Raw genomic sequence first — 21,272 nt, forward strand, 5'->3', positions numbered from 1 at the left:
TTTCCTCCTTGAGTCCCGTTATAAGAAAAGCGGTAGGGCATGATTCGTTTAATACTATGTCCTATATCCATAACCCTAAAGTCCTATTCAAGGGCCGCCAATTGAAGCCAGTCGCATTTAGCCCTGAAGAGAAAGTAGGGCTTCACTCCCGTACGATTAAGATGGGGAGGGACGGCATAACGCTACTACAGACATGTCCGCTTGGACAGTCCGTTTCGTTGATGTGAATGCTTTTGGTTTGCATTTAATTTTTTCGCTCTGAATAATGGAGCGTAATCGCTCGAAGATAGAAGGAAAGGCGAGGGCTGTCCCGTTTTGGCGGGGCGCTGGAGTTTCTGGCTGCGAGTGGAAACGTCCGTGTTAGCAGTCGGGATTATTGGAAGGAAGATCCCAGCCTGCAACAGAGCTGACTATGGTGCTAAGGGCATATATCGATAAGTAAAATTATCATTAAAATCAATTGGATAATTGAGCGGGAAGGGGGGATGGTAGCGCCCGCTACACGTCTTCCAGATTATCCTCAAAAAGCGCGGTGAGAAAGGTATCGAGCCGTTCCATCGTCCGCGCAGCCTTAAGCACCGTTTACAACAACTCAGCCTTTGAAATCCGACAAAACAAACGAAGTGCAACTTGTAAGATAAACCTCAACCTTCCCCAACGACGGCATCACCTCGCTACACGACTCGATGCGCTCCCCGTCGACCTCCCGAATCAGGCTAACGGTATATCCGCCCTCAACCCGCCGCAGGGTGCCAACATATTTAACTGAACGACCCTGTTCGTCATTCAACGACGTCGCGATCAGGTCCCTCTCCGGCAAGGCTTGCTCCGTTCGCGTCATCAGCGCTTTACGCTTCGCAGCGTAATCCTTCGCGGCGAGTGCGCCGACAATTGCGACGGCGATCCAGAAGAGCATTTCCAGGTTGCTCACCATCCGCTGTTTCGCTTCATGGGTTTCGGTCAGCCAACTGCCTATCGCTGTGATGATGTCGTCCATGAATTACCTGCGTAGGAGCGTGTTTTGCCTGTAGGGCTGCAACGCGGAGCGTCGCGGGATGCGTTACCACGCGGAGCGTGGGAACGAGCGCTGGGGTTTATAGAATATCTTTCACATAACTGTTAAGCGCGATGAGCGGAGCGTAAAGATCATCCATTTTCTGCACTGCGTTGAAATCCGCAGCCAAACGATGCAGCTCTCGGCCCAGCACTGTATCCACCCCACCAATCGCTCCCATCGCTAAATCCAGGCATCGACCGATTTCGCCCTGAATCCCTGCTACATCGCCCCGCCGTATCAACAGCTCAAAAACCTCACGGTCGCAACTGCCCATCAACGGATCATCTCGCAGGATCGGGCTGTGACCCTCTGTCTCATAAGCCAGCTTGAGGGAGTAGAGAGCGACCGTTTCCAGTAGCAATTCCATGGGGTGAAATCCTTAGTGACTGGGTGAGGAGGGTGGAGTTGGGTTGATGGTTTATGCCTTGGCGGTGGCAGCTCGAAGTATCGGTGGGGGTGGTGACTTTTTTGTGAGCGCTTCGCGCTCAAGCGGGAGCAAGCTCCCTCGCCACAGTAGTTCTCTGCCACAGGTTCTTCTCTACCACCGGTTCTTCGTTGACCCAGGTTCTTCCTCATCAAGGGGGCGCCATGGGGGGCCGCTTCGCGGCCCAGCGGGGATAAATCCCCTCGCCACAAAGGGGACCCCTCACCACAAAAGGGGATCGGGGATTGAATGGGATCTGCGTGAGCCGCGAAAAACCACTTTCCTACAGACGAAAAAAAAGACCTTGAATTTCAAGGTCTTTCTTTAAGATGGTGCCCCGAGGGAGACTCGAACTCCCACTCCTTTCGAAAACGGATTTTGAATCCGCCGCGTCTACCAATTCCGCCATCAGGGCTCAATGGCGGCGAAGTATAGAGAGGTGCCTACCGTTGGTCAATCACGTTTCATGGTGAATTTTTGATATTTCCGCTAGACTTTCCGGCCCTGCTAGACGAACCCCATCATGCGTGTTGCTGACTTTACCTTCGAACTCCCGGATTCGCTGATCGCTCGCCACCCTCTGGCCGAGCGTCGCGCCAGTCGACTGTTGACCCTGGACGGGGTCAGCGGTGCCATGGCTCACCGTCAATTCACTGATTTGCTTGAGCATTTGCGCCCGGGCGATTTGATGGTGTTCAACAATACCCGGGTGATTCCGGCGCGGTTGTTTGGCCAGAAGGCCTCCGGCGGCAAGCTGGAGATTCTGGTGGAGCGGGTGCTGGACAGTCATCGTGTGCTGGCCCATGTGCGCTCCAGCAAGTCGCCCAAGCCGGGTTCGTCGATCCTCATCGACGGTGGCGGCGAGGCGGTGATGGTGGCGCGGCATGATGCGTTGTTCGAGCTGGAATTTGCCGAAGAGGTGTTGCCGCTGCTCGACCGTGTCGGGCACATGCCGTTGCCTCCTTATATAGACCGCCCGGACGAAGGTTCGGACCGCGAGCGTTATCAGACTGTGTACGCCGAGCGCCTGGGGGCGGTGGCGGCGCCGACGGCGGGGCTGCATTTCGATCAGCCGTTGCTGGAGGCGATTGCCGCCAAGGGCGTGGAGACGGCGTTCGTGACGCTGCATGTTGGCGCCGGTACGTTTCAACCGGTGCGTGTGGAGCGTATCGAAGACCACCACATGCACAACGAATGGCTGGAAGTGAGCCAGGAAGTCGTTGATGCCGTCGCGGCCTGTCGCGCCCGCGGTGGTCGGGTGGTGGCGGTGGGGACTACCAGTGTGCGGTCCCTGGAAAGCGCTGCCCGCGATGGCGTGCTCAAACCGTTCAGTGGCGACACCGACATCTTTATCTACCCGGGTCGGCCGTTTCATGTGGTCGATGCCCTGGTCACCAATTTTCATTTGCCCGAATCCACGCTGTTGATGCTGGTTTCGGCGTTCGCCGGTTATCCCGAAGCCATGGCCGCCTACAAGGCCGCCGTCGAGCATGGATACCGCTTTTTCAGCTACGGTGATGCGATGTTCATCACCCGTAACCCCGCGCCACGCGGACCCGAGGAAACAGTATGAGTCGCACCTGTCGCATGTCCTTCGAGTTGCTCGCCACCGATGGCAAGGCTCGTCGCGGTCGTCTGACCTTCCCCCGCGGTACCGTGGAAACCCCGGCGTTCATGCCGGTGGGCACCTACGGTACGGTCAAGGGCATGCTGCCACGGGACATCGTCGCCACGGGTGCGGAGATCATCCTCGGTAATACCTTCCACCTGTGGCTGCGCCCGGGCATGGAAGTGATCAAGGCCCACGGTGACTTGCACGATTTCATGCAGTGGAAAGGCCCGATCCTGACCGACTCCGGCGGCTTCCAGGTGTTCAGCCTCGGTGCCATGCGCAAGATCAAGGAGGAGGGCGTGACCTTCGCTTCTCCGGTGGACGGCGCCAAGGTGTTCATGGGGCCGGAAGAGTCGATGCAGGTCCAGCGTGACCTGGGCTCGGACATCGTGATGATCTTTGACGAGTGCACGCCGTATCCGGCCGATGAGGACGTGGCGCGGGTGTCCATGGAGCTGTCGTTGCGCTGGGCTCAGCGTTCGAAGAATGCCCATGCGGATAACACTGCGGCGCTGTTTGGCATCGTGCAGGGTGGCATGCACCAGGATCTGCGCATGCGTTCGCTGGAAGGCCTCGACAAGATCGGCTTCGACGGCCTGGCCATTGGCGGTTTGTCGGTGGGCGAACCCAAGCACGAAATGATCAAGGTGCTCGATTACCTGCCGGGCCAGATGCCCGCTGACAAACCTCGTTACCTTATGGGCGTTGGCAAACCGGAAGATCTGGTTGAGGGTGTGCGCCGCGGTGTGGACATGTTCGATTGCGTGATGCCAACCCGTAATGCCCGCAATGGGCATCTGTTCATCGACACTGGCGTGCTGAAGATCCGTAACGCGTTCCATCGCCATGATGATTCGCCGCTGGATCCGACCTGCGATTGCTACACCTGCCAGAACTTCTCCCGCGCTTATCTGCATCATTTGGACAAGTGCGGCGAAATGCTCGGCAGTATGCTCAATACCATCCACAATTTGCGCCATTACCAGGTGCTTATGGCTGGTTTGCGCGAGGCTATTCAACAGGGTACATTGGCCGCCTTTGTCGAGGCCTTCTATGCCAAGCGCGGGTTGCCTGTACCGCCCTTGGACTGAGTTTTCCGATCCCTAGATTCAATACTTGCAACTGGAGTGCTAAATGAGCTTTTTTATCTCTAATGCCATGGCTGACGCGGCTGCACCTGCTGCTGCCGGCCCTATGGGCGGCGGTTTCGAGTGGATTTTCCTGGTCGGCTTCCTGGTCATCTTCTACCTGATGATCTGGCGTCCACAGGCCAAGCGCGCCAAAGAGCAGAAGAACCTGCTCAGCAGCCTGCAAAAGGGCGATGAAGTGGTCACCACCGGCGGTATCGCTGGCAAGATCACCAAAGTGGCCGATGACTTCGTGGTTCTGGAAGTGTCCGACACTGTTGAAATGAAGTTCCAGAAGGGCGCTATCGCGGCCACGCTGCCAAAAGGCACGCTGAAAGCGATCTAAGTAACAACTTCTATTCAATCGACGGGGCGCGCAAGGCGCCCCGCGTCATAAGCGGGCGGCGTGATGCTGAACAAATACCCTCTGTGGAAATATGTACTGATCCTGGCGGTGCTGGCGGTCGGTCTGATTTATTCCGCTCCCAATCTATACCCGGATGACCCGGCCATTCAGGTCAGTGGCGCAAGCACTGCGCTGCAGGTCACCCAGGCCGATCTGGACCGTGCGAGCGCTGCGCTCAAGGCGTCCAATATCGAGGTCAAGGCTGCGTCCATCGCCGAAAACGGCAAGGGCGGCCTGTTGCGCCTGGTCAAGGCGGAAGACCAACTGCCAGCCAAGGACGTGGTGCGCAAGGCGTTGGGTGACGATTACGTCGTAGCCCTGAACCTGGCCCAGACCACTCCGCAATGGTTGCGCAAGCTTGGCGCGCATCCGATGAAGCTGGGCCTGGACTTGTCCGGCGGTGTGCACTTCCTGCTGGAAGTGGACATGGAAAAAGCCCTCGACGCGCGGATGAAAGTCTACGAAGGCGACGTCAAGAGCCTGTTGCGCAAAGAGCGCCTGCGTTATCGCAGCCTGCCGCAACTCGACGGTGCCATCCAGCTGGGCTTCAGCGACACCGATACCCGCGAGCAGGCCCGTGCGCTGATTCGCAAGAACTTCAACGATTTCGACATTGTGCCGGCCGACCTCAATGGTCAGGCGGTGCTGCGTCTGGCGATGACCCCGGCCAAGCTGGCGGAAATCCGCGAATACTCCATCAAGCAGAACTTGACCACGGTGCGTAACCGCGTCAACGAGCTGGGTGTGGCCGAGCCGATCGTGCAGCGCCAGGGCGCCAACCGCATCGTGGTTGAGCTGCCAGGCGTGCAGGACACCGCCGAAGCCAAGCGTATCCTCGGCAAGACCGCCAACCTGGAATTCCGCCTGGCCGCTGAGCCGGGTGCTTCCAAGGCCACTTCCGAGAGCTTCGAGTTCCGTGAAGGCGGGCGTCCGGCGGCGCAGATCGAGCGTGGCCTGATCATCACCGGTGACCAGGTAACCGACGCCCAGGCGGGCTTCGACGAGCAGGGTCGCCCACAGGTGAACATTCGCCTGGACGGCCATGGCGGCGAACTGATGAGCCGCGCCACGCGCAGCAACGTCGGGCGCAGCATGGCGGTGATCTTCATCGAGCAGAAGCCGACCACCACTTACACCAAGCAAGTGGTCGACGGTGTCGAGAAAGACGTCGCGGTGCAGACCTTCAAGGAAGAGAAGAAGATCATCAGCCTGGCGACCATCCAGTCGCCGCTGGGCAGCCAGTTCCGCATCACCGGCCTGAACGGCCAGGGTGAATCCTCGGAGCTGGCCCTGCTGCTGCGTGCCGGTGGTCTGGCCGCGCCGATGTACTTCGCCGAAGAGCGCACCATTGGCCCGAGCCTGGGTGCCGACAACATCACCAAGGGTATCGATGCTTCGCTGTGGGGCATGCTGTTCGTGTCGCTGTTCATCATCGCCATCTACCGCTTCTTCGGCATCATCGCCACCGTCGCGCTGGCGGTGAACATGGTGATGCTGCTGGCGCTGATGTCGCTGCTGGGGGCTACGCTGACCCTGCCCGGTATCGCCGGTATCGTATTGACCATGGGTATGGCGGTGGACGCCAACGTGCTGATCTTCTCGCGGATACGTGAAGAGATCGCCGCGGGCATGTCGATCCAGCGGGCAATCAACGAAGGCTTCGGCCGGGCATTCACCGCGATCCTCGACGCCAACCTGACCACGTTGCTGGTGGGCGGGATTCTCTTCGCCATGGGCACCGGCCCGGTCAAGGGCTTCGCAGTGACCATGTCCCTCGGGATCTTTACCTCGATGTTCACGGCCATCATGGTGACCCGCGCAATGGTCAACCTGATCTTTGGTGGTCGTGACTTCAAGAAGTTGTGGATTTAAGGGGCTGCCATGTTACGTACAATCAACTTCATGGGCGTTCGCAACGTTGCGTTCGGCGTCACATTGTTCCTTACCGTACTGGCGTTGTTCAGCTGGTTCCACAAGGGCCTGAACTACGGCCTGGACTTCACCGGCGGTACGCTCATCGAGCTGACCTACGAGCGTCCGGCCGACGTCACCAAGGTGCGTGAGCAACTGGCGACGTCGGGCTACAGCGATGCCATCGTGCAGAGCTTCGGTGCGACTACCGACCTGCTGGTGCGCATGCCGGGTGAAGATCCGCAGCTGGGCCACCAGGTGGCCGAAGCCTTGCAGAAGGCTGGCGGCGACAACCCGGCCCAGGTCAAGCGCGTCGAGTTCGTCGGCCCGCAGGTGGGTGAAGAGCTGCGCGACCAGGGCGGCCTCGGCATGCTGATGGCGCTGGGCGGCATCCTGATCTACCTGGCCTTCCGCTTTCAGTGGAAGTTCGCGGTGGGCGCCATTGTCTCGCTGATCCACGACGTGATCGTGACCGTGGGCATCCTGTCGTTCTTCCAGATCACCTTCGACCTTACGGTGCTGGCGGCGGTGCTGGCGATCATCGGCTACTCGCTCAACGACACCATCGTGGTGTTCGACCGGGTGCGTGAGAACTTCCGTGTGCTGCGCAAGGCCTCGCTGATCGAGAACATCAACATCTCGACCACCCAGACCCTGCTGCGGACCATGGCGACGTCGATCTCCACCTTGCTGGCGATTGCCGCGCTGCTGTTCTTTGGTGGCGACAACCTGTTCGGTTTCTCCATCGCGCTGTTTGTCGGTGTGTTGGCGGGTACTTACTCGTCGATCTACATCGCCAACGTGGTGCTGATCTGGCTGAACCTGAGCACCGAGGACCTGATTCCTCCTGCGGCCACCGAAACGGAAGTGGACGACCGCCCGTAAGGCTCATCGCCCCATCCGTCACTGCTGAAAAGGCGCGAGTTGAACTCGCGCCTTTTTTTATGCTCCAAGGCTGGGAGAAGCGCGGATTAATCCGCTTGTGATGGTCAGGAGGTTCAAGTGAACAAATCGATGCTGGTTGGTGCGGTATTGGGTGCTGTCGGTGTAACTGCCGGTGGTGCGGTCGCGACCTACAGCTTGGTAAAAAGTGGCCCTGAGTATGCGCAAGTATTGGCCGTGGAACCGGTCAAGACCCAGATCAAGACCCCGCGTGAAGTGTGCAAGGACGTCACCGTGACTCGGCAGAAGCCAGTCCAGGACCAACACCAGATCGCCGGCACAGTGATCGGCGCCCTGGCCGGTGGCCTGCTGGGTAACCAGGTCGGCGGCGGCACCGGCAAGAAAATCGCCACCGTGGCGGGTGCGGCCGGCGGCGGTTATGCCGGTAACAAGATTCAGGAAGGCATGCAGGAACGCGACACCTACACCACCACCCAGACTCGCTGCAACACGGTCAATGACATCAGCGACAAGGTTGTGGGCTACGACGTTCGCTACATGCTCGACGGCAAAGAAGGCAAAGTTCGCATGGACCGCGACCCGGGCAACCAGATCCCGGTGAACAAGGAAGGCCAGCTGATCCTGGGGCAGAACGAACCGGCTCAGTGATCCATCCGCTATGAAAAAAGCACCCTTCGGGGTGCTTTTTTTATGCCCGCATTTTATGGCTCATCCCTCAAATATCCTGTGAGATGGCTGTGGGAGCATAGCTTGCTCGCGATAGCGGTGGGTCAGGTGGCCTCTCTGTTGAGTGTGCCACTGCATCGCGAGCAAGCTTTGCTCCCACAGTCTTTGCTCCCACAGTGGTTCGGCTGTGGCAAAATCCAGGCATAAAAAAAGCACCCCGAAGGGTGCTTTTTTGTGTAGCCGGTTGCTTAGCGCTTCAGCGAAGCCGGCAAGTGCGGCTGGATAGCTGTCAGCACAGCCTTGAAGCATTTGGTGTTACCGGCAACGATGTGGCCTTTTTCAAGGAAGTCGTGGCCGCCGGTGAAGTCGCTCACCAAACCACCGGCTTCCTGGATCAGCAGGGCGCCTGCGGCCATGTCCCACTCGGACAGGCCCGATTCCCAGAACGCATCGAAACGGCCAGCCGCCACGTAGGCCAGGTCCAGGCTCGCAGCGCCGGCGCGGCGGATGCCGGCGGTCTGGCCGACCAGGGCGCGGAACATGCCCAGGTAGTTGTCCAGGTTGTCCATCTGGTCGTCACGGAACGGGAAGCCGGTGCCCAGCAGGGCGCCGTCCAGGCTGGTGCGGCCGCTGACGCGCAGGCGACGACCGTTCAGTTGGGCGCCACGGCCACGGCTGGCGGTAAATTCTTCCTGGCGAACCGGGTCCAGCACGACGGCGTGTTCCAGGCGGCCGCGGTATTTGCAGGCGATGCTGACAGCGAAGTGAGGAATGCCACGCAGGAAGTTGGTGGTGCCGTCCAGCGGATCGATGATCCACAGGTACTCTTCGCCTTCGATGCCCGTACCGGCGTGCATGCCGGTCTCTTCACCGAGGATCGAGTGGTTCGGGTAAGCCTTGCGCAGGGCGTCGACGATTTTTTGCTCGGCGGCGCGATCAACCTCGGACACGTAGTCCTTGGCGTCTTTTTCATCGACCTTGATGGTATCCAGGCGCTCGATGGAGCGGAAGATCAGTTCACTGGCGCTGCGGGCGGCGCGCAGCGCGATATTCAGCATGGGCTGCATGGATGTGTCACCTAAGGTTGTTAAAGAAAGCCGCGCATTCTATCAGAAAGTTTTCCGAGGAGAAGGTTGGTGTTCGCTTTCATAGCTTAACGGTAGGTGCTTATGTAAGATTTGCTCCCTTTATCGTGTTCGAGAGCGCCTCCCTTGTTGCAGAACATTCGTGTCGTCCTGGTCAATACCAGCCATCCGGGTAACATCGGCGGAGCTGCGCGGGCCATGAAGAACATGGGCTTGTCGCGGCTGGTGCTGGTCGAACCGCGCCTGTTTCCCCATCACGAGGCCGATGCCCGTGCCTCCGGCGCCGGCGACATCCTTGCCAATGCCCAGGTCGTCGCCACCCTCGAAGACGCCTTGGTGGGGTGCAACCTGGTGCTCGGCACCAGCGCCCGCGACCGCCGCATTCCGTGGCCGCTGCTCGACCCCCGCGAATGCGGGACCAAAGTGGTCGAGGAAGCCGCGCAAGGCTTTGAAATCGCCCTGGTGTTCGGTCGTGAAGACTCCGGCCTGACCAATGACGAGCTGCAGCGATGTCACTTTCACGTGCATATCCCTTCCGACCCCGAGTTCAGTTCCTTGAACCTCGGGGCGGCGGTGCAGGTGTTGAGCTATGAGGTGCGCATGGCCTGGCTGGCGGCTGAAGGGCAGCCCAGCAAGGTCGAAAAAACCGAAGTCACGTCGCCGCGCAGTGAGACAATGGCGACCATGGACGAACTGGAGCGATTCTATGAGCACCTGGAGCAGACCCTGGTGGACATCGAGTTCCTCGACCCGGAAAAGCCGCGACACTTGATGGCGCGCCTGCGTCGGTTGTACGGACGAAGCTCGGTGAGCCGGGCGGAGATGAATATATTGCGCGGCATCCTCACGGAAACCCAGAAGGCGGCCCGTGGCGAGCTGATTAAGCGGAAGAAATAAAATGTTCGAACGTTTGCGTGAAGATATCCAAAGTGTTTTCCATCGTGACCCGGCGGCGCGCAATGCCTTTGAAGTGCTGACCTGCTATCCCGGGATGCACGCGATCTGGATCCATCGTTTGTCCGGCGCCTTGTGGAACATGGGCTGGAAGTGGCTGGCGCGGCTGGTGTCGAATTTCGGCCGCTGGCTGACCGGGATCGAGATCCATCCCGGGGCCAAGGTCGGTCGCCGGTTCTTCATCGACCACGGCATGGGCATCGTCATCGGCGAAACCGCCGAGATCGGCGATGACGTGACCCTGTATCAGGGCGTGACCCTCGGCGGCACCAGTTGGAACAAGGGCAAGCGCCACCCGACCCTGGAAGACGGCGTGGTGGTGGGCGCCGGCGCCAAGGTGCTCGGGCCGTTCACGGTAGGGGCGGGGGCGAAAGTCGGCTCCAACGCCGTGGTCACCAAGGCGGTGCCGCCTGGCGCGACCGTGGTCGGTATTCCGGGGCGGATCATCGTCAAGTCCGATGACGAGCAAGACGCCCGGCGCAAGGCCATGGCCGAGAAGATCGGCTTCGACGCCTACGGTGTCGGCGAAGACATGCCCGACCCGGTGGCCCGAGCCATCAACCAGTTGCTCGATCACCTGCAAGCCGTCGATGGGCGCCTGGAGGGAATGTGTGGGGCCCTGAAGGAGCTGGGGAGTAATTACCGTGCCAAGGATCTGCCTGAACTGCGCGAGGAAGATTTCGCGTGTGTGAAGGACAAGGATGAGACTCAGGCCAGCTGAGCCGAGGCGCCTGCATCGCGGGCAAGCCTTGCTCCCACAAAACCTTGCCCCACAGGAGTCCTGTTTCGCAGGCGTCCTGTGGGAGCAAAGCTTGCTCGCGATGAACGATAACGCGGTATAGCTGGTCGTTAGTCGCCTACCTTTGCTATCATGCGCGCGCTCTTTCGCGGGTAAACCCGAGTAACCCACTAGGTCTTATACTTGACTTAAATACTCGGGAATTGCATACTCGCCCCCATTCCGAACTCCGTGGTAATTGTCCATGCGACTGACTACAAAAGGCCGATACGCCGTGACCGCGATGCTGGATCTGGCATTGCACGCGCAGCACGGGCCGGTGTCCCTGGCCGATATCTCCGAGCGCCAGGGCATTTCCCTGTCTTATCTTGAGCAGCTGTTCGCCAAGCTGCGCCGTAGCAACCTGGTTTCCAGCGTTCGCGGCCCGGGTGGCGGCTACCAGCTGTCGCGCGACATGCAGGGCATCCAGGTTGCCCAGGTGATCGATGCGGTGAACGAATCGGTCGATGCGACCAAATGCCAGGGCCTTGGCGACTGCCATGGCGGCGATACTTGCCTGACCCACCACTTGTGGTGCGACCTCAGCCTGCAGATCCACGAATTTCTGAGCGGTATCAGCTTGGCTGACCTTGTAACTCGCCGTGAGGTGCAAGAAGTAGCCCAGCGTCAGGACCAGCGCCGTTGCAATAGCAAGGCGCCGCACCTGGACAAGATTGAAGCGTCCGCCGTCGAATGACCGCCGCAGAGCAAGCGGAACGCCAGCCAGCCTGATTTAGGAGAGAGTCCATGAAATTGCCGATTTACCTTGATTACTCCGCGACCACCCCGGTTGATCCGCGTGTCGCGCAAAAAATGAGTGAATGCCTGCTGGTCGACGGAAACTTCGGTAACCCGGCGTCCCGCTCCCACGTGTTCGGCTGGAAAGCCGAAGAGTCGGTCGAAAACGCCCGTCGCCAGGTCGCCGACCTGGTCAACGCCGACCCGCGTGAAATCGTCTGGACCTCCGGTGCCACCGAGTCCGACAACCTGGCAATCAAGGGTGTCGCGCACTTCTATCACACCAAGGGCAAGCACCTGATCACCTCCAAGATCGAGCACAAGGCTGTCCTGGACACCATGCGCCAACTGGAGCGTGAAGGCTTCGAAGTCACTTACATCGAGCCCGGTGAAGACGGCATCATCACCCCGGCCATGGTCGAAGCCGCCCTGCGCGACGACACCATCCTGGTTTCGATCATGCACGTGAACAACGAAATCGGCACCGTCAACGACATCGCGGCCATCGGCGAACTGACCCGCTCCAAGGGCGTCCTGTTCCACGTCGACGCGGCGCAGTCCACCGGCAAGGTCGCGATCGACCTGTCGCAGCTGAAAGTCGACCTGATGTCGTTCTCCGCCCACAAGACCTACGGTCCTAAAGGCATCGGCGCCCTGTACGTCAGCCGCAAGCCGCGCGTTCGCCTCGAAGCGACCATGCACGGCGGCGGTCACGAGCGTGGCATGCGTTCCGGCACCCTGGCGACCCACCAGATCGTCGGCATGGGCGAAGCCTTCCGCGTGGCCAAGGAAGACATGGCTGCGGAGAACGTGCGCATCAAGGCCCTGAGTGACCGTTTCTTCAAGCAGGTCGAGCACCTGGAAGAGCTTTACGTCAACGGCAGCATGATCGCCCGCGTACCGCACAACCTGAACCTGAGCTTCAACTATGTTGAAGGCGAGTCGCTGATCATGGCACTCAAGGATCTGGCCGTGTCGTCCGGTTCGGCGTGCACCTCGGCATCCCTTGAGCCTTCGTACGTACTGCGCGCCCTGGGCCGCAACGACGAACTGGCCCACAGCTCGATCCGCTTCACCTTCGGCCGCTTCACCACCGAAGAAGAAATCGATTACGCCGCGCAGAAAGTCTGCGAGGCCGTCACCAAGCTGCGCGCTCTGTCGCCGCTGTGGGACATGTACAAAGACGGCGTCGACATTTCGAAAATCGAGTGGGCGGCGCACTGAAGAAGTCGCCACCAGAGCGACTCACTGATGAGGATTGAAGCAAATGGCATATAGCGAAAAGGTCATCGACCACTACGAGAACCCGCGCAACGTCGGCAAGATGGACGCGCAGGATCCTGATGTTGGCACCGGCATGGTCGGCGCCCCGGCGTGCGGCGACGTCATGCGCCTGCAGATCAAGGTCAACGAGCAAGGCATCATCGAGGATGCCAAGTTCAAGACCTATGGCTGCGGTTCCGCCATCGCGTCCAGCTCCCTGGCCACCGAGTGGATGAAGGGCAAGACCCTTGATGAAGCCGAAACCATCAAGAACACCCAGCTGGCTGAAGAACTGGCCCTGCCGCCCGTGAAGATCCACTGCTCGGTACTCGCCGAAGACGCCATCAAGGCCGCCGTTCGCGATTACAAGCAGAAAAAAGGCTTGATCTGATCTGTGCACAGGTAAGGAGTTTCCATGGCTATCCAGATGACAGAAGCGGCAGCTAAGCATGTGCAGCGCTCCCTCGCGGGGCGCGGCAAGGGCGAGGGTATCCGCCTGGGTGTTCGCACCACAGGCTGTTCTGGCCTTGCCTACGTGCTGGAATTCGTCGACGAAGTGGGCGAAGACGATCAGGTATTCGAGAGTCATGGTCAGAAAGTGATCATCGACCCGAAAAGCCTGACGTACCTGGACGGCACCGAGCTGGATTTCGTCAAGGAAGGGTTGAACGAAGGCTTCAAGTTCAACAACCCCAACGTACGCGGTGAATGTGGCTGCGGCGAAAGCTTCAACATCTGAGGCGGCTTGTGGGTACTCCTTGTCATTTTGCTTTGTTCCAGATGCAGCCTGCGTTCCAGCTGGATCTCGATCAGTTATCCGCGCGTTACCTGGAATTGGCCCGTGGTGTCCACCCGGACCGTTTTGCTGACGCCTCCGAAGCTGAACAGCGGCGGGCGCTCGAGCAGTCTGCGAACCTCAACGAGGCCTACCAGACGCTCAAGAGTCCTGCCAAGCGCGCGCGTTACCTGCTCGCCATCAGCGGTCATGAGTTGCCCCTGGAAGTCACGGTCCACGATCCCGAGTTTCTTTTGCAGCAGATGCAATGGCGCGAAGAGCTCGAAGACCTGCAGGACAGCGCCGACCTGGCCGGTGTCGCGGTATTCAAGCGCCGCTTGAAAGACGCCCAGCACACATTGAACGAAAGCTTCGCAGCCTGCTGGAACGATGCCGCGCAACGCGAACAGGCCGAACGCCTGATGCGGCGCATGCAGTTCCTCGACAAGCTCACCTATGAAGTGCGCCAGCTCGAAGAGCGCCTCGACGATTAACCCAGTGCCGCTCCGGTCGCACGCCTGATTACAGATAAGTCCTGATTACGATGGCCCTACTGCAGATCGCCGAACCCGGCCAAAGTCCACAACCGCACCAGCGTCGCCTGGCTGTCGGGATCGACTTGGGTACCACCAATTCCCTGGTCGCTGCCTTGCGCAGCGGTCTTTCCGAACCGTTGGCCGACGAGCAGGGGCGGGTGATCCTGCCTTCCGCCGTGCGTTATCACGCCGATCGCGTCGAAGTGGGCGAGTCGGCCAAGCTGGCCGCCGCTACCGATCCGCTGAACACCATTGTCTCGGTCAAGCGCCTGATGGGTCGTGGTCTGTCCGACGTCAAGCAATTGGGCGATCAACTGCCGTACCGCTTCGTTGGCGGCGAATCCCACATGCCGTTCATCGAAACCGTGCAGGGCCCGAAAAGCCCGGTAGAGGTTTCCGCCGATATCCTCAAGGTGTTGCGCCAGCGTGCCGAAGCGGCGTTGGGCGGTGAGCTGGTGGGCGCGGTCATTACCGTCCCGGCCTATTTCGATGACGCCCAGCGCCAAGCCACCAAGGATGCCGCCAAGCTGGCCGGCTTGAACGTGCTGCGCCTGCTCAACGAGCCGACCGCCGCTGCGGTGGCGTACGGCCTCGACCAGCACGCCGAAGGCCTCGTAGCTATCTACGACCTGGGCGGCGGTACCTTCGATATCTCTATTCTGCGCCTGACCGGCGGAGTCTTCGAAGTCCTGGCTACCGGTGGCGACAGTGCCCTGGGCGGCGATGACTTCGATCACGCTATTGCTGGCTGGATCATCGAGCAAGCGGGCCTGTCCGCCGATCTCGATCCGGGTGCCCAGCGTCACTTGCTGCAAACCGCCTGCGCGGCCAAGGAAGCCTTGACCGACGCTGCGAGGGTTGAAGTCGTCTACGGCGACTGGAAAGCCTCGCTGACCCGTGAAGCCTTCAATGCCCTGATCGAACCCATGGTCGCCCGCAGCCTCAAGGCTTGCCGCCGGGCCGTGCGCGATTCCGGCGTGGAGCTGGAAGACGTCAAGGCCGTGGTCATGGTCGGTGGTTCAACCCGCGTGCCTCGGGTTCGCGAAGCCGTTGCCGAGGCCTTTGGCCGCCAGCCGCTGACCGAAATCGACCCAGACCAAGTGGTCGCCATCGGCGCCGCGATCCAGGCCGATACCCTCGCCGGTAACAAGCGCGATGGTGGCGAGCTGCTGTTGCTCGACGTGATTCCGCTGTCCCTGGGCCTGGAAACCATGGGCGGCCTGATGGAGAAGGTGATTCCACGCAACACCACCATCCCCGTTGCCCGCGCCCAGGACTTCACTACTTATAAAGACGGCCAGTCGGCGATGATGGTCCACGTGCTGCAAGGCGAGCGTGAACTGATCAGCGACTGCCGTTCCCTGGCGCGCTTCGAATTGCGCGGCATCCCACCGATGGTGGCCGGTGCGGCGAAGATTCGCGTGACCTTCCAGGTCGATGCCGATGGCCTGCTCAATGTCTCCGCTCGCGAACTGGGTTCGGGCGTCGAGGCGAGCATCCAGGTCAAGCCGTCCTACGGCCTGACCGACGGCGAAATCGCCAAGATGCTCAAGGATTCCTTCCGGCACGCCAGCGACGACAAGGTGGCCCGCGTGCTGCGCGAGCAGCAGGTCGACGCCCAGCGCCTGATCGAAGCCGTGCAAGGTGCCCTTGAAGCCGACGGCGAGCGCTTGCTCGACGCCGAAGAGCGCATGGTCATCGAGCTGCAAATGCAGGAACTGTCCGAATTGATCAAGGGCACCGATGGTTATGCCATCGAGCAGCAGACCAAGCGTCTGTCGCAAGTCACCGATGCCTTTGCTGCCCGCCGCCTGGACTCGACGGTGAAAGCCGCCCTGGCGGGGCGCAACCTGAATGAAATCGAGGAGTAACTGATGCCGCAGGTGATTTTTCTGCCCCACGAGAAGTTCTGCCCGGAGGGCATGGTCGTGGAGGCTGAGCCCGGGATTTCCATTCTCGAGCTGGCCCATGAGCATCACATCGAGATGGAAAGTGCCTGTGGTGGCGTCTGTGCGTGCACCACCTGTCATTGCATTATTCGTGAGGGCTTCGATTCGCTGGAAGAAGCGGATGAGTTGGAGGAAGATTTCCTCGATAAGGCCTGGGGCCTGGAAGCCCAATCGCGGCTGGGCTGCCAAGCCATCGTCGGTACCGAAGACCTGACCGTCGAAATCCCGAAATATTCGCTTAACCATGCGGCTGAAGCGCCGCACTGATGGTGACACTGTCATGAGCTATGGTTGGAATGATGTACAACGCATCGCAGAAGAACTGGCCGAAGCCAAGCCGGACGTGAATCCGCTGACTGTGAATTTTGTCGATTTGCAGCGCTGGATCATGGAGCTTCCCGATTTCGACAATACCTCTGGCCGTTGTGGCGAGAAGGTCTTGGAAGCGGTCCAGACGCTCTGGATCGAAGAAATCGACTGATCTACCCGGCAGGTTAGGCAATACCCCTGAACCCGCGTATAATTCGCGGGTTTAATTTTTCGCAAATTACCGTTTCTGGAGTTACACCATGGCTGTTCAACGTACTTTCTCCATCATCAAGCCTGACGCCGTTGCTAAAAACGTGATCGGCAAGATCGTTACCCGTTTCGAAGACGCTGGCCTGCGCGTTGTAGCTTCGAAAATGAAGCAACTGTCCAAAGCCGAAGCCGAAGGCTTCTACGCTGAGCACAGCGAGCGCGGTTTCTTCGGTGAACTGGTTGCCTTCATGACTTCCGGTCCGGTTGTCGTTCAGGTGCTGGAAGGCGAAAACGCTATCGCTCGCAACCGTGAGCTGATGGGCGCTACCAACCCTAAAGAAGCCGCTGCCGGTACCATCCGCGCTGACTTCGCCGAGTCGATCGACGCCAATGCCGTCCACGGTTCGGACTCCGAAGCCGCTGCCGCTCGCGAAATCGCTTACTTTTTCTCCGCTACTGAAGTAACCACTCGCTAAGCCCAGGCTTTTGAGTGAAGGTGAATCCATGACTACATCGAACGGCAAAACCAACCTGTTGGGCCTGACCCAGCCGGAAATGGAGAAATTCTTCGACTCGATCGGGGAGAAGCGTTTCCGTGCCGGCCAGGTGATGAAATGGATTCACCACTTTGGCGTCGACGACTTCGACGCCATGACGAATGTCGGCAAGGCCCTGCGCGAAAAGCTCAAGGCTGTTGCCGAGATTCGCGGCCCCGAAGTGGTCAGCGAGGACATCTCCAGCGACGGCACCCGTAAGTGGGTGGTGCGCGTGGCGTCCGGCAGCTGCGTCGAGACCGTCTACATTCCCCAGGGCAAACGCGGCACCTTGTGCGTTTCGTCCCAGGCAGGCTGTGCCCTGGATTGCAGTTTCTGCTCCACCGGCAAGCAAGGCTTCAACAGCAACCTCACCGCCGCCGAAGTGATCGGCCAGGTGTGGATTGCCAACAAATCCTTTGGCAGCGTCCCGGCGACCGTCGACCGTGCCATCACCAACGTGGTGATGATGGGCATGGGTGAGCCGCTGCTGAATTTCGACAACGTCATCGCCGCCATGCACCTGATGATGGATGACCTGGGCTATGGCATCTCCAAGCGCCGGGTGACCCTGTCCACCTCGGGCGTGGTGCCGATGATCGATGAGCTGGCCAAGCACATCGACGTCTCCCTGGCGTTGTCGCTGCACGCACCCAACGACGCATTGCGTAACCAATTGGTGCCGATCAACAAGAAGTATCCGCTTAAGATGCTGCTGGAGTCGTGCCAGCGCTACATGTCGTCCCTGGGCGAAAAGCGCGTGCTGACCATCGAATACACGCTGCTCAAGGACGTGAACGACAAGGTCGAGCACGCGGTCGAGATGATCGAGTTGCTCAAGAACATCCCGTGCAAGATCAACCTGATCCCGTTCAACCCGTTCCCGCATTCCGGTTACGAGCGTCCGAGCAACAACGCGATTCGTCGCTTCCAGGATCAGCTTCACCACGCTGGCTTCAACGTCACCGTGCGCACCACCCGCGGCGAAGACATCGACGCCGCTTGTGGCCAATTGGTAGGACAGGTGCTGGATCGCACCCGTCGCAGCGAGCGCTACATTGCCGTGCGTGAGTTGAACGCCGCGGACGATGCGGTGCAAAACGCTGCGAACAGTCACTAAGAGAGGAACTCTATGTCCCTGCGCTTCGCGCTCGTTTTGCTGTTGGCCGGCCTTTGTTCCGGTTGTGTCCTGTCGGGTGACTACAACCCGATGAAGACCAGCAAAGGGCGCGACGAGGCACGTGTGGCCTATGTGCAACTGGGCATTGGTTACTTGCAGCAGGGCATGACCGAGCGGGCCAAGGTCCCGCTCAAGAAAGCCCTGGAGCTGGACAGTTCCGACGCCGATGCCAATGCGGCCCTGGCCCTGGTGTTCCAGGCCGAGATGGAGCCGGAACTGGCTGACGAACATTTTCGCAAGGCGCTGTCGGCCCGGCCTCAGGATGCACGGATCCTGAACAACTACGGCAGTTTTCTTTACGAGCAGAAACGCTACAAGGAAGCCTACGAGCGCTTCGAGCAGGCTGCCGCCGACACCCTTTACCCTGAGCGCTCGCGGGTTTTCGAAAACCTCGGCATGACGGCTGCGCAGCTCGGCCAACGCGACCTGGCGCGCCAGCAGTTGGAAAAAGCGCTGCGGCTCAACCGCCAGCAGCCGCGGGCACTGCTGGAAATGGCTGAGTTGTCTTACGAAGACAGGCATTATGTGCCCGCACGTGACTACTACGAGCGTTTTAGCCTGCTGAGCGAGCAAAATGCACGTAGTCTATTGCTCGGCGTTCGGCTGGCACATGTGTTTGAAGATCGCGACAAGGCTGCAAGTTACGGCCTGCAACTTAAAAGACTCTATCCCGGTACGCCGGAATATCAGCAATACCTGTCGGAGCAATGATGAAAGCGGCGCATCCCGAAGTTGTAGCAGCGACTCGCGTAAATCCCGGTGAGACCCTGCGTCAAGCCCGCGAAAGCAATGGTTGGTCGCTGGCCGAAGTGGCCCTCAAGCTCAATCTCACCGCGGCTTCCCTGGGCAACCTGGAAGCGGGCGCGTTCGACAAGCTGCCGGGGCATACCTTCGCCCGGGGCTATATCCGTGCCTATGCCAAATTGCTCGGCATGGACCAGACCTTGCTGGTCCAGCAATTCGATCAATACACCGGTTCCGATGCCCAGGGCAGCAGCGTGCACAGCCTGGGTCGCATCGAAGAGCCGGTTCGCGTTTCCCACACCATTTTGCGAATCGTCAGCCTGTTGCTGCTGATCGCGGTGATTGGTGGTGGTTTTGTCTGGTGGCAGGACCAGGCTTCCTTGCGCAACAAGGAGCCGGTCGCCTTGAACCCTGAGCATGTCGAGGTCGAGGGTGCCGACGGCACCACCCAGATCCATCCGCTGGACGAGCCGGAAGACCAGGCGGTCGTCGAAGGCCAGACCGAAGGCGAAACTGCCCTGGCGTTGCCACAGAGCCCGGATGCCGCCGATGCCGAGGCGGGCGCCGAGCCGGCTGTTCCAGCCCCTGCGCCCGCAGCGCCAGTTGCACCGGGCACTGGCAGCGCACCGATTGCCACGGCACCTGCCGCACCGACCGCGCCAGCGCCAAACGTCGCTGCGCCGACGACCCACACCGCGCCAGCCGCGCCAGTCGTTCCGGCAGCGCCAGTGGTTCCGGTGGCGCCTGCCGCAGGTGAAGGCCAGGTACAGATTCAGTTTGTCGCCGACTGCTGGACGCAGATCACCGACGGCAACGGCAAGGTGCTGTTCAGTGGCCTCAAGCGCAAGGGCGACAGCACCTCCATCAACGGCAAGCCACCCTTTGCCGTACGCCTGGGTTATGCCCGTGGCGCGCAGGTCAGCTACAACGGCCAGCCGGTCGATGTGGCTCCGTTCACCAGTGGCGAGACCGCTCGCCTGAAGTTGGGTCAATAAGTCATGCACGGCGAATCTCCAATCAAGCGTCGCGAATCCCGGAAGATCTGGGTCGGTAACGTGCCCGTGGGCGGCGATGCGCCTATCGCTGTGCAGAGCATGACCAACAGCGACACCAATGACGTGGCCGCCACGGTCGCGCAGATTAACCGCCTGGAAGCCGCCGGTGTCGACATCGTGCGGGTATCGGTGCCGGACATGGACGCCGCCGAGGCGTTCGGCAAGATCAAGCAATTGGTCAAGGCCCCCCTGGTGGCCGACATCCACTTCGACTACCGCATCGCCCTGCGTGTGGCCGAATTGGGTGTCGATTGCCTGCGTATCAACCCGGGCAACATCGGTCGCGAAGACCGTGTCCGTGCCGTGGTGGATGCCGCCCGCGACCGGGGCATTCCGATTCGCATCGGCGTGAACGCCGGTTCCCTGGAAAAAGACCTGCAAAAGAAATACGGCGAACCGACCCCGGCGGCGCTGGTGGAGTCTGCCCTGCGCCATGTCGAGCACCTGGAGCGCCTGAATTTCCAGGACTTCAAGGTCAGCGTGAAGGCGTCCGACGTGTTCATGGCCGTCGAAGCCTACCGCCTGCTGGCCAAGGAAATCGTCCAGCCGCTGCACCTGGGCATCACCGAAGCCGGTGGGTTGCGTTCGGGCACGGTGAAATCCGCCGTCGGCCTCGGTATGCTGCTCGCCGAAGGGATTGGCGATACCATCCGCATCTCGTTGGCGGCCGACCCGGTCGAGGAAGTGAAAGTCGGCTACGACATTCTCAAGTCCCTGCACCTGCGCTCCCGTGGGATCAACTTCATCGCCTGCCCGAGCTGCTCGCGGCAGAACTTCGATGTGGTCAAGACCATGAACGAGCTGGAAGGGCGCCTCGAAGACCTGCTGGTGCCGCTGGATGTCGCGGTGATCGGTTGCGTGGTCAACGGGCCGGGCGAAGCCAAGGAGGCCCATATCGGCCTGACTGGCGGCACACCGAACCTGATTTACATCGACGGCAAGCCGTCGCAGAAACTGACGAATGACAATCTGGTGGATGAGCTGGAACGGCTGATTCGCCAGAAAGCGGCCGAAAAGGTCGAAGCCGACGCCGCAGTGATTGCGCGTGGTTGAGTCG

24 protein-coding genes and 1 tRNA gene are annotated in these 21,272 nt (G+C 60.2%); 21 read left to right on the forward strand and 4 right to left on the reverse strand.

All coding sequences use genetic code 11. From position 1 onward, the window contains the following. Positions 1 to 592: 592 nt before the first annotated feature. The 3 genes from PBDP_RS05015 to PBDP_RS05025 form a co-directional block, all read right to left on the reverse strand. On the reverse strand, positions 593 to 997 hold the full coding sequence (locus PBDP_RS05015; RefSeq protein WP_212801911.1) for a hypothetical protein: 405 nt from the start codon (positions 995 to 997) through the stop codon (positions 593 to 595). A 97-nt stretch (positions 998 to 1,094) separates the two neighbouring features. After that, positions 1,095 to 1,424: a hypothetical protein gene (locus PBDP_RS05020; protein ID WP_212801912.1), complete on the reverse strand. Its 330-nt coding sequence runs from the start codon at positions 1,422 to 1,424 to the stop codon at positions 1,095 to 1,097. Positions 1,425 to 1,811: 387 nt separating this feature from the next. Then, positions 1,812 to 1,896, reverse strand: a tRNA-Leu gene (locus PBDP_RS05025). Positions 1,897 to 2,004: 108 nt separating this feature from the next. Between PBDP_RS05025 and queA the strand changes: the two genes are divergently transcribed. The 6 genes from queA to PBDP_RS05055 all read left to right on the forward strand — a co-directional run bounded on the left by queA (position 2,005) and on the right by PBDP_RS05055 (position 8,088). Beyond that, a complete protein-coding gene (queA, locus tag PBDP_RS05030) occupies positions 2,005 to 3,054 on the forward strand; it encodes a tRNA preQ1(34) S-adenosylmethionine ribosyltransferase-isomerase QueA (protein ID WP_025211994.1) in 1,050 nt (349 codons plus the stop codon). A 14-nt stretch (positions 3,055 to 3,068) separates the two neighbouring features. Next, positions 3,069 to 4,184 carry a tRNA guanosine(34) transglycosylase Tgt gene (tgt, locus tag PBDP_RS05035; protein ID WP_167659374.1) on the forward strand — a complete coding sequence of 372 codons (1,116 nt, stop codon included), beginning with the start codon at positions 3,069 to 3,071 and terminating at the stop codon, positions 4,182 to 4,184. Between the two features lie 43 nt (positions 4,185 to 4,227). Continuing rightward, positions 4,228 to 4,566, forward strand: coding sequence for a preprotein translocase subunit YajC (gene yajC, locus PBDP_RS05040; protein ID WP_007916913.1), 339 nt, complete (start codon positions 4,228 to 4,230; stop codon positions 4,564 to 4,566). A gap of 63 nt (positions 4,567 to 4,629) precedes the next feature. Beyond that, positions 4,630 to 6,498 (forward strand): protein translocase subunit SecD, encoded by a 1,869-nt coding sequence (gene secD, locus PBDP_RS05045; RefSeq protein ID WP_109753610.1) that lies wholly within the window; start codon positions 4,630 to 4,632, stop codon positions 6,496 to 6,498. A gap of 9 nt (positions 6,499 to 6,507) precedes the next feature. Beyond that, on the forward strand, positions 6,508 to 7,422 hold the full coding sequence (gene secF / locus PBDP_RS05050; RefSeq protein ID WP_109753611.1) for a protein translocase subunit SecF: 915 nt from the start codon (positions 6,508 to 6,510) through the stop codon (positions 7,420 to 7,422). Between the two features lie 117 nt (positions 7,423 to 7,539). Next, a complete protein-coding gene (locus PBDP_RS05055; protein WP_109753612.1) occupies positions 7,540 to 8,088 on the forward strand; it encodes a glycine zipper 2TM domain-containing protein in 549 nt (182 codons plus the stop codon). 266 nt (positions 8,089 to 8,354) lie between these two features. Here the strand turns inward: PBDP_RS05055 and suhB are convergent, their stop codons facing one another. Next, positions 8,355 to 9,173 carry a type III secretion system regulator SuhB gene (gene suhB, locus PBDP_RS05060; protein WP_003185165.1) on the reverse strand — a complete coding sequence of 273 codons (819 nt, stop codon included), beginning with the start codon at positions 9,171 to 9,173 and terminating at the stop codon, positions 8,355 to 8,357. A gap of 144 nt (positions 9,174 to 9,317) precedes the next feature. On the opposite strand from suhB, the gene trmJ reads away from it, so the two are divergent. From trmJ to ispG, 15 genes are all read left to right on the forward strand, one after another. After that, positions 9,318 to 10,088: a tRNA (cytosine(32)/uridine(32)-2'-O)-methyltransferase TrmJ gene (gene trmJ, locus PBDP_RS05065; RefSeq protein ID WP_109753613.1), complete on the forward strand. Its 771-nt coding sequence runs from the start codon at positions 9,318 to 9,320 to the stop codon at positions 10,086 to 10,088. A 1-nt stretch (position 10,089) separates the two neighbouring features. Beyond that, positions 10,090 to 10,866: a serine O-acetyltransferase gene (gene cysE / locus PBDP_RS05070; protein WP_109753614.1), complete on the forward strand. Its 777-nt coding sequence runs from the start codon at positions 10,090 to 10,092 to the stop codon at positions 10,864 to 10,866. 262 nt (positions 10,867 to 11,128) lie between these two features. Further along, positions 11,129 to 11,620, forward strand: a complete 492-nt coding sequence (iscR, locus tag PBDP_RS05075) for a Fe-S cluster assembly transcriptional regulator IscR (protein WP_003185160.1) — start codon at positions 11,129 to 11,131, stop codon at positions 11,618 to 11,620. A gap of 50 nt (positions 11,621 to 11,670) precedes the next feature. After that, complete coding sequence (locus PBDP_RS05080) at positions 11,671 to 12,885, forward strand: IscS subfamily cysteine desulfurase (protein WP_212801913.1); 1,215 nt, start codon at positions 11,671 to 11,673, stop codon at positions 12,883 to 12,885. Positions 12,886 to 12,928: 43 nt separating this feature from the next. After that, positions 12,929 to 13,315, forward strand: a complete 387-nt coding sequence (gene iscU / locus PBDP_RS05085; protein ID WP_003185157.1) for a Fe-S cluster assembly scaffold IscU — start codon at positions 12,929 to 12,931, stop codon at positions 13,313 to 13,315. A gap of 24 nt (positions 13,316 to 13,339) precedes the next feature. Beyond that, positions 13,340 to 13,663 (forward strand): iron-sulfur cluster assembly protein IscA, encoded by a 324-nt coding sequence (iscA, locus tag PBDP_RS05090; RefSeq protein WP_030139597.1) that lies wholly within the window; start codon positions 13,340 to 13,342, stop codon positions 13,661 to 13,663. Positions 13,664 to 13,671: 8 nt separating this feature from the next. Continuing rightward, positions 13,672 to 14,193, forward strand: coding sequence for a co-chaperone HscB (gene hscB, locus PBDP_RS05095; RefSeq protein WP_003197997.1), 522 nt, complete (start codon positions 13,672 to 13,674; stop codon positions 14,191 to 14,193). 50 nt (positions 14,194 to 14,243) lie between these two features. Next, complete coding sequence (hscA, locus tag PBDP_RS05100) at positions 14,244 to 16,106, forward strand: Fe-S protein assembly chaperone HscA (RefSeq protein WP_212801914.1); 1,863 nt, start codon at positions 14,244 to 14,246, stop codon at positions 16,104 to 16,106. A 3-nt stretch (positions 16,107 to 16,109) separates the two neighbouring features. Next, a complete protein-coding gene (gene fdx, locus PBDP_RS05105; protein ID WP_092402602.1) occupies positions 16,110 to 16,451 on the forward strand; it encodes an ISC system 2Fe-2S type ferredoxin in 342 nt (113 codons plus the stop codon). A 13-nt stretch (positions 16,452 to 16,464) separates the two neighbouring features. Next, a complete protein-coding gene (gene iscX / locus PBDP_RS05110) occupies positions 16,465 to 16,665 on the forward strand; it encodes a Fe-S cluster assembly protein IscX (protein WP_109753617.1) in 201 nt (66 codons plus the stop codon). 88 nt (positions 16,666 to 16,753) lie between these two features. Then, on the forward strand, positions 16,754 to 17,179 hold the full coding sequence (gene ndk / locus PBDP_RS05115) for a nucleoside-diphosphate kinase (RefSeq protein ID WP_042727994.1): 426 nt from the start codon (positions 16,754 to 16,756) through the stop codon (positions 17,177 to 17,179). A gap of 28 nt (positions 17,180 to 17,207) precedes the next feature. Further along, positions 17,208 to 18,356, forward strand: coding sequence for a dual-specificity RNA methyltransferase RlmN (rlmN, locus tag PBDP_RS05120; protein WP_109753618.1), 1,149 nt, complete (start codon positions 17,208 to 17,210; stop codon positions 18,354 to 18,356). 12 nt (positions 18,357 to 18,368) lie between these two features. Next, a complete protein-coding gene (gene pilW / locus PBDP_RS05125) occupies positions 18,369 to 19,127 on the forward strand; it encodes a type IV pilus biogenesis/stability protein PilW (RefSeq protein WP_109753619.1) in 759 nt (252 codons plus the stop codon). Next, positions 19,127 to 20,155: a RodZ domain-containing protein gene (locus PBDP_RS05130; protein WP_212801915.1), complete on the forward strand. Its 1,029-nt coding sequence runs from the start codon at positions 19,127 to 19,129 to the stop codon at positions 20,153 to 20,155. Before pilW ends, PBDP_RS05130 begins: the two co-directional genes overlap by 1 nt. A 3-nt stretch (positions 20,156 to 20,158) precedes the next feature. After that, complete coding sequence (gene ispG, locus PBDP_RS05135; RefSeq protein WP_212801916.1) at positions 20,159 to 21,268, forward strand: flavodoxin-dependent (E)-4-hydroxy-3-methylbut-2-enyl-diphosphate synthase; 1,110 nt, start codon at positions 20,159 to 20,161, stop codon at positions 21,266 to 21,268. Positions 21,269 to 21,272 lie beyond the last annotated feature (4 nt).

Source organism: Pseudomonas sp. St290 (genome assembly GCF_018325805.1).
Taxonomy (GTDB): domain Bacteria; phylum Pseudomonadota; class Gammaproteobacteria; order Pseudomonadales; family Pseudomonadaceae; genus Aquipseudomonas; species Aquipseudomonas bijieensis.

What these genes read in the sequence shown, in the direction of transcription:
- PBDP_RS05015 (WP_212801911.1), bottom strand. Translation starts at nt 997, where the DNA reads ATGGACGACATCATCACAGCGATAGGCAGTTGGCTGACCGAAACCCAT.
- PBDP_RS05020 (WP_212801912.1), bottom strand. Translation starts at nt 1,424, where the DNA reads ATGGAATTGCTACTGGAAACGGTCGCTCTCTACTCCCTCAAGCTGGCT.
- queA (WP_025211994.1), top strand. Translation starts at nt 2,005, where the DNA reads ATGCGTGTTGCTGACTTTACCTTCGAACTCCCGGATTCGCTGATCGCT.
- tgt (WP_167659374.1), top strand. Translation starts at nt 3,069, where the DNA reads ATGTCCTTCGAGTTGCTCGCCACCGATGGCAAGGCTCGTCGCGGTCGT.
- yajC (WP_007916913.1), top strand. Translation starts at nt 4,228, where the DNA reads ATGAGCTTTTTTATCTCTAATGCCATGGCTGACGCGGCTGCACCTGCT.
- secD (WP_109753610.1), top strand. Translation starts at nt 4,630, where the DNA reads ATGCTGAACAAATACCCTCTGTGGAAATATGTACTGATCCTGGCGGTG.
- secF (WP_109753611.1), top strand. Translation starts at nt 6,508, where the DNA reads ATGTTACGTACAATCAACTTCATGGGCGTTCGCAACGTTGCGTTCGGC.
- suhB (WP_003185165.1), bottom strand. Translation starts at nt 9,173, where the DNA reads ATGCAGCCCATGCTGAATATCGCGCTGCGCGCCGCCCGCAGCGCCAGT.
- cysE (WP_109753614.1), top strand. Translation starts at nt 10,090, where the DNA reads ATGTTCGAACGTTTGCGTGAAGATATCCAAAGTGTTTTCCATCGTGAC.
- iscR (WP_003185160.1), top strand. Translation starts at nt 11,129, where the DNA reads ATGCGACTGACTACAAAAGGCCGATACGCCGTGACCGCGATGCTGGAT.
- PBDP_RS05080 (WP_212801913.1), top strand. Translation starts at nt 11,671, where the DNA reads ATGAAATTGCCGATTTACCTTGATTACTCCGCGACCACCCCGGTTGAT.
- iscU (WP_003185157.1), top strand. Translation starts at nt 12,929, where the DNA reads ATGGCATATAGCGAAAAGGTCATCGACCACTACGAGAACCCGCGCAAC.
- iscA (WP_030139597.1), top strand. Translation starts at nt 13,340, where the DNA reads ATGGCTATCCAGATGACAGAAGCGGCAGCTAAGCATGTGCAGCGCTCC.
- hscA (WP_212801914.1), top strand. Translation starts at nt 14,244, where the DNA reads ATGGCCCTACTGCAGATCGCCGAACCCGGCCAAAGTCCACAACCGCAC.
- fdx (WP_092402602.1), top strand. Translation starts at nt 16,110, where the DNA reads ATGCCGCAGGTGATTTTTCTGCCCCACGAGAAGTTCTGCCCGGAGGGC.
- iscX (WP_109753617.1), top strand. Translation starts at nt 16,465, where the DNA reads ATGAGCTATGGTTGGAATGATGTACAACGCATCGCAGAAGAACTGGCC.
- ndk (WP_042727994.1), top strand. Translation starts at nt 16,754, where the DNA reads ATGGCTGTTCAACGTACTTTCTCCATCATCAAGCCTGACGCCGTTGCT.
- rlmN (WP_109753618.1), top strand. Translation starts at nt 17,208, where the DNA reads ATGACTACATCGAACGGCAAAACCAACCTGTTGGGCCTGACCCAGCCG.
- pilW (WP_109753619.1), top strand. Translation starts at nt 18,369, where the DNA reads ATGTCCCTGCGCTTCGCGCTCGTTTTGCTGTTGGCCGGCCTTTGTTCC.
- PBDP_RS05130 (WP_212801915.1), top strand. Translation starts at nt 19,127, where the DNA reads ATGAAAGCGGCGCATCCCGAAGTTGTAGCAGCGACTCGCGTAAATCCC.
- ispG (WP_212801916.1), top strand. Translation starts at nt 20,159, where the DNA reads ATGCACGGCGAATCTCCAATCAAGCGTCGCGAATCCCGGAAGATCTGG.